This is a genomic window from Facklamia sp. P12950 (assembly GCF_050409465.1).
Lineage (GTDB): Bacteria > Bacillota > Bacilli > Lactobacillales > Aerococcaceae > Facklamia.
Map to the genome: position 1 here is coordinate 53,597 of NZ_JBNUPK010000003.1, position 12,632 is coordinate 66,228.

General features: G+C 35.6%; 11 protein-coding genes. 9 read left to right on the forward strand and 2 right to left on the reverse strand.

Annotated features, from left to right (window positions below; translation table 11 throughout):
- The first annotated feature begins 2 nt into the window (after positions 1-2).
- The 4 genes from rplI (at position 3) to ACQV2Q_RS03595 (ending at position 3,970) form a co-directional block, all read left to right on the forward strand.
- Positions 3-455: a 50S ribosomal protein L9 gene (rplI, locus tag ACQV2Q_RS03580; protein WP_428873052.1), complete on the forward strand. Its 453-nt coding sequence runs from the start codon at positions 3-5 to the stop codon at positions 453-455.
- Positions 456-478: 23 nt separating this feature from the next.
- Positions 479-1,858, forward strand: a complete 1,380-nt coding sequence (gene dnaB, locus ACQV2Q_RS03585; RefSeq protein WP_428881938.1) for a replicative DNA helicase — start codon at positions 479-481, stop codon at positions 1,856-1,858.
- A 69-nt stretch (positions 1,859-1,927) separates the two neighbouring features.
- On the forward strand, positions 1,928-2,746 hold the full coding sequence (locus ACQV2Q_RS03590) for a hypothetical protein (RefSeq protein WP_428881939.1): 819 nt from the start codon (positions 1,928-1,930) through the stop codon (positions 2,744-2,746).
- Positions 2,747-2,779: 33 nt separating this feature from the next.
- Positions 2,780-3,970 (forward strand): acetyl-CoA C-acetyltransferase, encoded by a 1,191-nt coding sequence (locus tag ACQV2Q_RS03595; protein WP_428873055.1) that lies wholly within the window; start codon positions 2,780-2,782, stop codon positions 3,968-3,970.
- Positions 3,971-4,345: 375 nt separating this feature from the next.
- On the opposite strand, the gene ACQV2Q_RS03600 is transcribed toward ACQV2Q_RS03595, so the two are convergent.
- Entirely contained in the window at positions 4,346-5,203 is an 858-nt protein-coding gene (locus ACQV2Q_RS03600; RefSeq protein WP_428873056.1) for a cation diffusion facilitator family transporter, read from the reverse strand.
- Between the two features lie 43 nt (positions 5,204-5,246).
- Complete coding sequence (locus tag ACQV2Q_RS03605) at positions 5,247-6,194, reverse strand: C39 family peptidase (protein ID WP_428881940.1); 948 nt, start codon at positions 6,192-6,194, stop codon at positions 5,247-5,249.
- A 212-nt stretch (positions 6,195-6,406) separates the two neighbouring features.
- Here ACQV2Q_RS03605 and ACQV2Q_RS03610 point away from each other — a divergent pair, with 212 nt between their 5' ends.
- The 5 genes from ACQV2Q_RS03610 to gltX all read left to right on the forward strand — a co-directional run bounded on the left by ACQV2Q_RS03610 (position 6,407) and on the right by gltX (position 12,593).
- Positions 6,407-7,876 carry an alpha-amylase gene (locus ACQV2Q_RS03610; protein ID WP_428873058.1) on the forward strand — a complete coding sequence of 490 codons (1,470 nt, stop codon included), beginning with the start codon at positions 6,407-6,409 and terminating at the stop codon, positions 7,874-7,876.
- Between the two features lie 121 nt (positions 7,877-7,997).
- Positions 7,998-8,534: a dUTP diphosphatase gene (locus ACQV2Q_RS03615; protein WP_428873059.1), complete on the forward strand. Its 537-nt coding sequence runs from the start codon at positions 7,998-8,000 to the stop codon at positions 8,532-8,534.
- 12 nt (positions 8,535-8,546) lie between these two features.
- Entirely contained in the window at positions 8,547-9,923 is a 1,377-nt protein-coding gene (gene radA, locus ACQV2Q_RS03620; protein WP_428873060.1) for a DNA repair protein RadA, read from the forward strand.
- A gap of 29 nt (positions 9,924-9,952) precedes the next feature.
- The gene (locus ACQV2Q_RS03625; RefSeq protein ID WP_428873061.1) at positions 9,953-11,047 is read left to right on the forward strand and encodes a PIN/TRAM domain-containing protein; all 1,095 of its coding nucleotides are present in this window, start codon (positions 9,953-9,955) and stop codon (positions 11,045-11,047) included.
- 73 nt (positions 11,048-11,120) lie between these two features.
- The gene (gene gltX, locus ACQV2Q_RS03630; RefSeq protein ID WP_428881941.1) at positions 11,121-12,593 is read left to right on the forward strand and encodes a glutamate--tRNA ligase; all 1,473 of its coding nucleotides are present in this window, start codon (positions 11,121-11,123) and stop codon (positions 12,591-12,593) included.
- The last annotated feature ends 39 nt before the right edge of the window (positions 12,594-12,632 follow it).

The window sequence follows — 12,632 nt, forward strand, 5'->3', positions numbered from 1 at the left end:
AAATGAAAGTCATTTTGTTAGAAGATGTTCGTAAGCAAGGTAAAAAGGGTCAGATTATAAATGTTTCAGATGGTTATGCTAATAATTACTTAATTAAAAATGGTTTAGCAAAAGTAGCTGATGCTAAAGCAATGAGTGAATTCAAAGCACAAAAGAAAGCTCAAGCAAAGTTGGAAGCGGAAGCATTGCAAGAGGCAAAAGATTTAAAAGTACAAATTGAAAAAGAAGAAACCATCGTTATCATTTCAGCTAAATCAGGTGAAGATGGTCGTTTATTTGGAACCATCCCTTCTAAACAAATAGCACAAGAATTAAAGAAACAATACGACATAGAAGTAGATAAACGTAAAATTGAGTTAGAAAATAACCTTTCATCCTTAGGTTTCCACAATGTTCCGGTTAAATTGCACACCGAAGTAATAGCAACTATTCGTGTAAAAGTCGAAGCAGTTTAGATAAAATATAAAGAGGTGAGACGATGGATATTTCGCAAATGAATCAGATGCAAGCACCTCAAAATATTGAAGCAGAAAGATCTGTCTTAGGTGGTCTTTTATTAGATCCAAAGAAATTAGCAACTGTTCAAACACTTTTACAAGAGCAGGACTTTTATAAAGTAGCCCATCAGCAAATTTTTGCAGCTATGGAGAGAGTTTTTGATCGCGACAATACCTTAGACCATTTGATGTTAAAGAATCAATTAGATGCTTTGGATCAACTAGAAAATGTCGGAGGCTATGAATATATTGTTGAACTAACAGGTTTCACTCCGACCACTGCTAATATTGAAAATTATGCCAGAATTGTTAAAGAAAAATCTATATTGCGACAACTCATTCATGCATCATCGAAAATTTCTCAAGTTGCTTATGATGAAGAAAATGCAATAGAAGAGATCATCGATCAAAGTGAAAAGTTAATTTTATCAATAGGAGAAGGCTCTCAGAGTAATAGACCTCAAATGATGAGGCAATTGATAGCCGAGGCTTTTGATAATATCGTAAAATTAGCAGAGGAAAAACGCGATGTTGTTGGTCTTCCTACTGGTTATCATGAGCTGGACAAATTAACTAGTGGTTTTCAACCCGATCAGTTAGTTATTATTGCCGCTAGACCTTCTGTTGGTAAAACAGCATTTGCCTTAAATATAGCACAGAATGTCGCAACTAAATCTAAGGTTCCAGTTGTAATTTTCTCCTTAGAGATGAGTGCATTAGACATGGTATATCGGATGATTTGTGCAGAAGGAAGTATACATGCATCGAATCTACGAACAGGGCAATTGACGGATGATGAATGGAAAAGTTTCACGGTAGCAACTGATATATTAAGAGAAGCTCCTATTTATATTGATGACTCAGCTGGTATACGTGTTTCAGAAATTAGGGCTAAGTGTCGTCGTCTAAAACAAGAAAATCCTGATTTAGGTTTAATCGTTATTGACTATTTACAACTTATTGATGGAAATGGAAGAGAAAACCGCCAACAAGAAGTCTCAGAAATTTCGCGTCAGTTAAAGAAACTATCTAAGGAATTATCGGTTCCAGTAATTGCCTTATCACAACTTTCTCGTGGTCTGGAACAAAGGCAAAATAAGCGACCTATTTTAAGTGATATTCGCGAGTCGGGTTCAATTGAACAAGATGCAGATATTGTCGCTTTTCTTTACCGTGAGGATTATCACCAGCAAAATGGTGATGCAGACGAAGGACACAAGGACGATTTACCAGATAATACGGTAGAAGTAATTATTGCTAAAAATAGAGCAGGTGCAAGAGATACTGTCAAACTACTTTTTAAAAAAGAGTATAATAAGTTTTCAAGTTTATCCTATCAAAAAGAACCTTTTACTGTATAATATAGTAAAAGGTTCTTTTGTTATTTGACAAAGAGTAGTGATTTGAAAGATAGAATACGAGGAGATAATATGGAAGAATATTTAACAGCCCAGGAATTTGCTGATGAATTAGAAGTTACTCGACAATTGATCTATTATCATGCAAAAAAGATTCCTAATGAGGAGAAAGTGTATAATGAAGAAAACAGATTGGTTTTTACAAAAGAACAGCAAAAGCTATTAAAATCTTTTATGACAGATACATTTGACACTCAAATAGAAGAAACAGTCAAAGCCAAAGCCGAAAATAAAAATGAAGTGACAAAAGAAAAAAGTCAGAATTATGAAGAAAGTATAAAAGATAAACCAGGTGAGGAAAATACTGAATCCCTAGATCATTTGACAGAACTCAAGCGTGATTTTTCTTATGATCCTGAACTGGCGAAGCAAATCTCAATTGTCCTTGAAAATGAACGTGACTCAAAAAACGAAAAGTCAAGTGAAAACGAAGAAGTAAAAGAAAAAGGCTCTTCAAATACTATAAAAAAAAATCTGATGTCAGATGATACGGATCTAAAAAAACAGCAACAAGCCATTAGAACTTATATTGAAAAGGCTGTCAAAGAACAACTGAAAGAAAAATGGTTGAAGGATGAAAAAGAAAGAAATGTTCTTATTAATGAACTAAAAGAAAAAAATAAACAAATTAATGATTTACTGCAATTAGTCGACCAGCAACAGCAGCTAATGCTCTTGACAGAAAAGAAGAATAATCATTTAATAGAGACTATTGAACATCTGGGAATAGAAGATAAAGTAGCTCAATCGATGAAAGTTTCTTCGGATGAAGATGATGAACAAAACGAATCAATTAAGTCAAAGTCATGGTTGCAAAGGTTATTTAGCTAATTTTATTCGCAGTAAGAAATTTAGGAGGATTTTATGAATTTAGAGGAAGTAGTGATTGTTTCAGCAAATCGAACAGCTATAGGAAGATTTGGCGGAAGTTTGAAAGATGTTTCGGCAGTGGAAATGACTAGTCAGTTACTCAAAAGGATGCTTGATAATATCACTCTCGATCCTTCTTTAGTTGATGAAGTTTTCATGGGAAATGTCTTGTCCGCAGGTTTAGGTCAAAACGTTGCTCGTCAAATAGCTATTCAATCTGGTATTAATTTCAAAACACCTGCTACAACTATCAATCAAGTTTGCGGATCCGGAATGAAAGCTGTTATGTTAGCTAGCCAGTCTATTATGACAGGTGAAAATGAAATTGTGGTGGCGGGGGGTTGTGAAAATATGAGTCAAGCCCCTCATATTCTTTCCAATCATCGCTGGGGCTCCAAGCTAGGCAATGATAGGGTAGTGGATACTTTAGTTTTTGATGGTTTGACTGATGCTTTTGAAGGTTATCACATGGGAGTAACCGCTGAAAACTTGGCTGAAAAATATCAAATCAGTCGCGAAGAACAAGATGAATTTGCGTTAAGCAGTCAAAAGAAAGCTGAAAAAGCTTATTCTTCTGGTCGGTTTAAGCAAGAAATTATTCCTATTGTCCAAATGAAGCGTGGTCAAGAAGTTGTTTTTGAAGAGGATGAAAATATTCGCATGGGACAAACTCTTGCCGACTTAGAAAAATTGAAGCCAGTTTTTAAAGAGAATGGGACTGTGACTGCAGGCAATTCCTCAACTATTAATGATGGTGCTGCTGTCTTACTCCTAATGTCTAAGCGTAAAGCGAAAGAGTTAGGACTAGAAATAATGGCTAGTATTCGTTCAATAGGTAAAGCAGGCGTTGAACCCTCTTTAATGGGAACAGGACCTATTCCAGCTACTCAAAATGCTTTAAATAATGTCGGTTTAACCATTGAAGATATGGATTTAATCGAAGGAAATGAAGCATTCGCAGTCCAATCTTTAGTAGTCAATCGAGCATTAGGAATTAAGGACGAAATCATTAATGTTAATGGAGGAGCTATTGCTTTAGGGCATCCAATTGGCTGTAGTGGAGCGAGAATTCTTGTCACCCTGATTCACGAAATGAAGATACGTAATGTGGAAAGAGGATTAGCGACCTTATGTATAGGTGGCGGACAAGGAAATGCTGTCATAATAGAAAGAACGCGAGCATAATTTTACAAAAAATAAAGGGGCTGGGACAAAATCCTTGAATAATTAAAGAAAGTCCGGTCAACGAGACAATCGTTAATCGGACTTTTTCTTTAAAAATATAAACCATGTCTTTCGATCAAGCCGACACCTTCCTGGAAGCCCTTGTTACGATTGAGAAGCGCTTGTAAACGGAAAAGAAAAAGCGAAGTTAGATTTTACTCGCCACCCCCTTTGCGATAAAGATAAGGTGAAGATCGAAGTCAAGCTGATATTTGTGGTCAATAATCTACGTAAATATGCAAAGTAGCGAGCCTAGATTGGAAAGTCACTTTCCAATCTAGGCTCGCTGAAAATTTTGAGGCGGCTGAGAAGCATTTTTGTTCCAGCCGCTTTAATTTATTCATAGGGTTCAACATGAATGTCGATATCTTTAATTTGAAATTGATCTTGTAAGATAGCTTCGATTTCTTCTGTAATACAATGTGATTGATAGACGGACATACTCGGATCTAAAGCAATGGTAACATCTAAATAGATCTGTTGTGTAGCCATTCTTGCGCGAATGGAATTAATAGCAATCACATCAGGGTGGGAGAGAATACATTTTTCATAAATTAATAATGTTTCAGGGTCAAATCCATCTGATAAAGTAAAAGTCGATTCTTTAAAGACTTCAAAGGCAGACAGTATAATAATAATGCCCACTGTAATTGAAAGAAACGTATCGATAATAGGAAAGCCCCAGCTGACACATAAACTTCCGATAAGAGTTGCTATTGAAATAAGTAAGTCACCTTGCATATCCTTAGCAGTAGCTTTTAAACCGACAGAATTTGATTGGGTGGCTAATTTTTTTAAATAGGACTTCGTTAAAGTCAGAATTACGATTGAAAGAAGTGTAGTAAGAAGAACTTGTTGGCTTGTTTGTGAATAGTCTTTGGAAAAAAGTTGACTCATTCCTGAAAGAATTACTTGAAAGCCAATTGTGAACATTAGCAAAGAGACAATGAAACTGGATATAATTTCGTATTTTTCATGTCCAAATTTATGGTTATGATCAGCAGGCTTCTTTGCTAAATATAATCCAATCCACACAGCAGAAGAGGCAATAATGTCTGATAAGTTATTCAGACCATCAGCTTGTAAAGAATTTGCTTTAAAGATTGAAGCGGTAGTTAACTTGATTGTTGTCAGTAATAAATAAACTGTAATTCCAATCACTGCACCTTTGGAAGCGAGTTTGTAATTATTCATAAAGATTGAAAACTCCTAACGGTTTATTTCTATGAAATTAAATTTAATCATTATAAAAAGACCAGTAGTTTAATCCTTCATCTAGCAAAATTTGCTCATTAATGGGCTGGAAACTATACATTTTTTCAGGATTATCATTGGGATCATTGACATAGACATAGCCAGGTTCATAGCCACGAATTACGATAATGTGACCTACATCGGTAAAGAAACCAGGTTTGACAGATGCAATCACCACTTGGCCTTTTTGGACAGCTTCCATAGCAGAGTAAAAATTATTACCATGATTATAAAAATTAAATCCATGATCGGTTGCATAATCTGAAAATATAGTCCAGGAGGTACCCTCATTTTCGAAAAAATAATCGTGACCGGACCATTCAAGCACTTCTTCTGGCTCAACTAATCGGTTGGATAGATAAGAATATACCATGGCTAAAGATACGATTGCACAACCATTGTCACCTAAAGTATCTTGTTGACTAGCGCCATAATCGATGTCTGAATAAAGGGGTGACTTTTGTAAAATTAATGGAACATCCATTTGTAAATAAGAGTTTTTACTAGCGAAGGAAGGCTGATCAGGGAGAAAGAGGGTTCCTTCTCTTTCAATACTCATCTGGTTCTCATTGATGGCTTGTACAATATCTTGTTGAGCACTCATAATATTTCCTTGATAATCTGTTCTTATAATATCAGCAATCGATTCTTGAATATCTTGAATGGAAGCTGTTTTGGAACCATATTTATTTAATTCAAGGGCCAGCATTTTTTCTTCTTCTGTAGCTGTTTCTTCATTAATGGTTTCATTTTTTACACTCGGTAATTTTTTTTTAATTAGTGCTTGATTGGATGTTGTAACTTTCTCTGGACTGGTATTTTCTTTTGTAGAAAGATGGTTTAAGTAGAAAGTTAAGCTTAGACTTAATAGGATGGTTATAAGGGATAAGAAGGCTGCAAGACGATTTATTTTGTCTTGAAATGAATGCATGGTTTTCCTCCTCAATGGAGCATTACTCCGTAAATTCTTGTTTATGATAGCATAAATTATAAGGGAAACCTATCGAAAAACAAAACTAAAAAATTTGTAATCATATCGCAATTAGGTAAATTTAAATTCTAAATGAGAATCTCTAAGAGCTTATTTGTGACTATTTTTAAGTCCTGTGTTTTAATGGAAGAGTATATAAAGGAGAGAGTACAGTGGAAAAAAATAACTTATTGATGCAGTATTTTGAATGGTATCTGCCTAATGAAGGAAAACATTGGATAAACTTACAAAATGATGTAGATCACTTGTATGAAATAGGTGTGGATCATATCTGGCTTCCTCCTTTTTGTAAAGCCACTTCTATTAATGATGTGGGATATGGAGTCTATGATCTTTGGGATTTGGGCGAGTTTGATCAAGCAGGAAATGTGCGCACTAAGTATGGTAAAAAGGAAGACTTATTGAAGGCTATTCAATTACTCAAACAAAAAGATATTCTACCAATTGCTGATCTTGTGATTAATCATAAGGCTTATGCAGATGGTAAAGAAAAATTTCATGTGATGAAAGTGAATCCTGAAAACCGTCAAGAAATGATTTCTGATCCTTATGAAATTGAAGGTTGGACCCATTTCTATTTTCCAGGTAGAGCGAATAAATACTCAGATTTTGAATGGCACTGGTACCATTTTAGTGGCATTGATTATGATGCGACTAATAATGAAGAGGGTGTTTATTTAATTTTAGGCGACGAAAAAGGTTGGGCTGATGATCAATCGGTAGATAGTACCTATGGTAATTATGACTATCTGATGTTTGCTGATATTGATTTTTCTCATCCTGAAGTAAACGAACATATCAAACAGTGGTTAAAATGGATGGTGAATGAAACGGGAGTTAAAGGTTTACGCTTCGATGCATTAAAACATATTGATTCTCACTATATAAAAGAACTCTGTGAAGAAATTAATTTTACACAAGGTGATGATTTTTATTTAATTGGTGAATATTGGAATCCTGATCTTGAAAAAAAATTAGATTATTTAGAATCGATTAATTATCAGTTAGATCTCTTTGATGTAGGCTTACATATGAATTTATACCAAGCCAGTCAAGCGGGTAATCAGTATGATTTAAGTAAAATTTTTGCAGGAAGCTTAGTTAAGGACAATCCATTAGTCAGTGTAACATTTGTTAATAATCACGACACACAACTAGGACAATCTCTTGAGTCTCAAGTCGAAGAATGGTTTATACAACATGCCTATGCTTTAATTCTTTTGCGTCAGCAAGGACTTCCTACTCTCTTTTATGGCGATTATTATGGAGTACAAAATGGAGAGAAGTCCCCATCCTATCAAGAGCAAATCGATCCTTTACTACACTTGCGAAAATATCATACTTACGGAGAGCAAGTGGATTACTTTGACCATCGAAATACCGTAGGCTGGACTTGTCTAGGAACACAAGAACATCCCTACGGGATAGCAGTAGTGATGACTAATAGTGAGGCAGGTTTTAAAGAGATGAGTATGGGTGAATTGAATGCAGGAGCTATTTATGTTGATTATCTAAATAATCACTCAGGCAAAGTAGAATTAGATGAGCAAGGAAAAGGATTTTTCCCAGTTAATCAAGCCTCAGTATCTGTTTGGATTGATGAAAAAGCTATATGGGACTAGTGAAATAAGATAAATTTAAAACTATTAAAGATAGATATATCTAAAAGAATCACGTATAATATTATTAAGCGTTTTCATATAAACGGCTTATTTAGCATGGGAATGAAAGGATGTGAATAAAATGGAAAAGAAAAATCGGGGCTTTGAAGTTATCCGTTCGTATAAGGATAAAGCGATTCGAATTCCTCAACGGCAAACCAAGTACTCAGCTGGCTATGACATTGAAGCTGCCGAAACGGTTGTACTTCCTTCCTTTTGGAAACAGTCTGTTTATTATTTAATACATAATACCTTTTTAATGATTAAGGGTCAGGAAACCATGAAGGAAGATGACTTATGGCAGGCTACTTTAGTTCCAACGGGTTTAAAGGCCTACATGATGGAAAACGAATATTTGAAGATTGTTAATCGCTCGTCGGGAAGTTATAAGCACCAAACAACCCTACCTAATGGTATTGGTATTATTGATCAAGATTATTATAATAATGAAAAAAATGAAGGACATATATATATTCAACTTATTAATTATGGCTTGAAGGATCGAACCATTCATAAGGGTGAAAGGATTGCTCAAGGAATTTTTTCTAAATTTCTACAAGTAGATGACGATCAAGTAGTTAATAGTGATCGACAGGGTGGTTTTGGGTCATCTGGTTAAGGGAGGGGTTGAATGGCAAAAAATAAGGTAATGTATGAGTGTTTAGCTTGTGGCTATGAGTCACCTAAGTGGTTAGGAAAATGTCCAAATTGTGGCAGTTGGAATCAAATGGAAGAACAATTGGTCCCTACAACCACTACTTCAACTACTTTGACTCATACATCACAATCAATGGTCGGCAAAGCCACTCAATTGGATCAAATTCCAAGTCAAGTTGAAGAAAGAATTAATACAAAAATGGGAGAGTTCGATCGAGTATTAGGCGGGGGAATTGTTCCAGGTGGTTTAGTTTTAATTGGAGGCGATCCTGGAATTGGGAAATCGACTTTATTACTTCAGGTATCCATTCGCTTGGCTAATTTGAAACAGCGGGTCCTTTATGTTTCTGGTGAAGAAAGTTTAACCCAAATTAAACTCAGAGCTGAAAGACTGGCATTAAGTGGTAAAGATTTTTATTTATTATCTGATACGGACTTGGGTAATATTGTGACTCAAATTCAAGAAGTGAATCCTGAAATCGTAGTCATCGATTCTATTCAAACGATGGCATCACCAGACAATCAAGGCTTAGTGGGATCTGTTTCTCAGTTACGGGCAGCGACTAATATTTTGATGCGAATAGCCAAAGACCATAAAATTGCTATTTTTATAGTTGGCCATGTAACTAAAGAAGGTAATATAGCGGGACCTAGAATGTTGGAACATATGGTAGATGCGGTTTTATACTTTGAAGGTGAAAAACATAATCGCTTCAGAATCTTAAGGGCTGTAAAAAACCGATACGGATCTACCAATGAGATTGGCGTCTTTGAAATGATTGATACAGGTTTAGTAGAAGTAACCAACCCCTCAGAGTTATTCTTAGAGGAGAGGATAGAAGGTGCTACCGGATCCACAGTTGTTGCTGCCATGGAAGGGACGCGAACGGTATTAGCTGAAATCCAATCATTAATGACTCCGACGGTGTTTGGTAACGCCAAACGCACCGCATCAGGAATAGAGTACCAACGTATATCGCTCTTATTAGCAGTCATGGAGAAACATTGTGGTCTTTTAGTTCAAAACCAAGATGCTTTTTTTAAAACGACTGGAGGGGTTCGCTTAGATGAACCCGCCATTGATTTAGCCATAGCTGTAAGCATTGCTTCTAGCTATTGGAATCGAGAAGTGAGAGTAGATGATGTCTTTATTGGTGAGATTGGTCTAACTGGAGAAATTAGAAGAGTCAATCAGATTGAAGAACGAATTAAGGAAGCAAGTAAATTAGGCTTTAAGCGTGTTTTTATCCCTTATAATAATCAATCGCATCTAAAACAACTGGACCTATCGATTGAAGTCATCCCAGTTAAAACGATCAAACAAGCTATTTCAATCGTTTTTCCTAAATAATTGAAAATTCTTACAAAGGAGGTGAAAAAATGATAAAAAAAATGACGATTAGTGTATCAATGATTGTTGGCTTAAGTTTTGGCTATACTTTAGGAGCAGAAATTTGGCGTAGTCTTCGCTTATACCATCAATTATTAATCAATCCTTTTGTGAATAGTATGATTTTCGGACTTATTTTTATGTTATTAGGTATTTTACTTGCGCCGCTTTTTGAACAATTAATTCATAAATTACTATCTATTTTGGAAAAGCAGTCAACGCCAAATCTGTTATTCGGTGCTTTAGGCATTTTATTAGGACTATTAATCGGTTATTTACTTTCGTTGCCGATTGGGTCTTTAGATATCCCTTTCTTATCGAGTACAATGCCGCTTGTTCTGACTGTTTTAGGGGGAATGATTGGTTATCAAATGATGATCAATCGCCGAGATGAAGTCTTACATCTCTTTACAAAATCTGGCCAAAAACTACAATCTGCTTCTTTTGAATTGAATAAAAAACCTAAACAAAGCGAAGTCAAAGCAGGTCAAAGATTGAAGATATTAGACACTAGTGTAATTATTGATGGAAGAATAGCAGAAGTGGTTCAAACAGGCTTTATAGAAGGAAGTTTATTAGTTCCAAAATTTGTCTTATCTGAATTGCAACATATTGCAGATGCTTCTGATTCTTTAAAAAGGGCAAAAGGTAGACGTGGGTTAGATATTCTAAACCTTTTACAAAAATCTTCCAAAATAAATATTGATTTTTTTGAAGGAGACTATGCGGATATCGAAGAAGTCGATGCGAAATTAGTAAGGCTAGCTAAAGATTTAAATGCGATCTTGGTAACCAATGATTACAATTTAAATAAAGTTTCAGAATTTCAAAATGTTCCTGTCTTGAACATTAATGAGTTAGCCAATGCGGTAAAACCAGAAGTGTTACCTGGTGAGGAAATGCAAGTTCAAATTATAAAAGCAGGAACCGAACGCCGCCAAGGGGTGGCCTATCTTGATGATGGCACCATGGTAGTGGTTGAGGATGGCCAAAATTATATTAATAAGCATTTAAATGTAGTAGTTACTTCATCTTTGCAAACAGCTGCTGGTAGAATGATTTTTGCTAAAATTTTTGAAAATTAAGAGCATTTGAATCTCATTAGATGAAGGAGTACAATAGCTTTTGTAGACTAGATGGAATTAAAGGAGAAATACAATGAGCGATAAAATTCGTGTGCGTTATGCACCAAGCCCTACGGGCGATTTACACATTGGGAATGCGAGAACAGCTTTGTTTAATTATCTATATGCACGTTCACAAGATGGAACGTTTATCATTCGGACAGAAGATACAGATACAAAACGTAATCTAGAACATGGTGAACAAAGCCAATTAGACAATCTAACTTGGCTAGGTATTGATTGGGACGAATCCCCGGTTAATCCTGGTGAATATGGTCCTTACAGACAATCAGAGCGTTTGCATATCTATCAACCCTTGATTGATGACTTATTAGCTCGTGACTTGGCTTATAAATGCTATATGACTGAAGAAGAGTTAGAAGCAGAAAGAGAAGAACAAAAGGCTCGTGGAGAAATGCCTCATTATGGGGGAAAACATGCCCACTTAACCAAGGAAGAACAAGAAACTTTTGAAGCTGAGGGCCGTCAGCCTGTTGTTCGTTTTAGAGTACCAGCAAATGTTACTTATCAATTTGATGATATTGTAAAAGGGCCTGTAAGCTTTGAATCGAAAAATATTTCAGGCGATTGGGTAATTCAAAAGAGAGACGGTATGCCTACTTATAACTTTGCTGTAACTGTGGATGATCATATGATGAAGATCACTCATGTTTTACGTGGAGATGACCATATTGCGAACACCCCTAAACAAATGATGATTTATGATGCTTTTGATTGGGAATATCCAGAATTTGGTCATATGACATTAATTATTAATGCCGAAACTAATAAAAAGTTATCTAAACGTGATGGTGGAATCCTACAATTTATTGAGCAATACCGTAACTTAGGTTATTTACCAGAGGCTTTGTTTAACTTTATTGCCTTATTAGGTTGGTCACCAAAAGGTGAAGAAGAAATCTTCTCGCCACAAGAGTTAGTGGAACAATTTGACCCAGAACGTCTATCAACTTCTCCTGCTTCATTTGATAAGAAGAAATTAGAATGGATTAACAACACTTACATGAAAGCAGCAGATCTTGAGACAGTGGTAGACTATGCATTACCTCATTTACAAAAAGCAGGAAAAGTAAGTGCTGATCCTAATGCAGAAGAATTAGCCTGGGTTAAAAAGCTAGTTAGCTTATACCATGAGCAAATTTCTTATGGTGCTGAGATTGTTGAAGCATCTAGCTTATTCTTCAATGATAAGTTAGAGCTGAGTGAGGAAGCAAAAGAAATTATGCAAGCTGAGAGTGCTTCAACAGTTGTTCAAGCTATGCAAAGCAAATTACAGGCTTTGTCAGATGAAGATTTTGTAGCTAGCAATATCAAACCATTGACTAAGGAAATTCAAAAGGAAACAGGTATTAAAGGGAAAAACCTCTTTATGCCAATCCGAATTGCGGTTTCTGGTCAAATGCATGGTCCAGAATTGCCGGATATGATTGAAGTACTAGGCAAGAAAAAAGCCTTAGACCATATTCAGCAAGTTTTATCGCTTTAGTGAATACAAAGTGGAAACCGATGGTTTCCACTTTTGTTT

Bases quoted from the DNA above. Each gene is read 5' to 3' on its own strand.
- ACQV2Q_RS03600 (WP_428873056.1), bottom strand. From the start codon at position 5,203: ATGAATAATTACAAACTCGCTTCCAAAGGTGCAGTGATTGGAATTACA.
- ACQV2Q_RS03590 (WP_428881939.1), top strand. From the start codon at position 1,928: ATGGAAGAATATTTAACAGCCCAGGAATTTGCTGATGAATTAGAAGTT.
- radA (WP_428873060.1), top strand. From the start codon at position 8,547: ATGGCAAAAAATAAGGTAATGTATGAGTGTTTAGCTTGTGGCTATGAG.
- gltX (WP_428881941.1), top strand. From the start codon at position 11,121: ATGAGCGATAAAATTCGTGTGCGTTATGCACCAAGCCCTACGGGCGAT.
- ACQV2Q_RS03625 (WP_428873061.1), top strand. From the start codon at position 9,953: ATGATAAAAAAAATGACGATTAGTGTATCAATGATTGTTGGCTTAAGT.
- rplI (WP_428873052.1), top strand. From the start codon at position 3: ATGAAAGTCATTTTGTTAGAAGATGTTCGTAAGCAAGGTAAAAAGGGT.
- dnaB (WP_428881938.1), top strand. From the start codon at position 479: ATGGATATTTCGCAAATGAATCAGATGCAAGCACCTCAAAATATTGAA.
- ACQV2Q_RS03605 (WP_428881940.1), bottom strand. From the start codon at position 6,194: ATGCATTCATTTCAAGACAAAATAAATCGTCTTGCAGCCTTCTTATCC.
- ACQV2Q_RS03595 (WP_428873055.1), top strand. From the start codon at position 2,780: ATGAATTTAGAGGAAGTAGTGATTGTTTCAGCAAATCGAACAGCTATA.
- ACQV2Q_RS03615 (WP_428873059.1), top strand. From the start codon at position 7,998: ATGGAAAAGAAAAATCGGGGCTTTGAAGTTATCCGTTCGTATAAGGAT.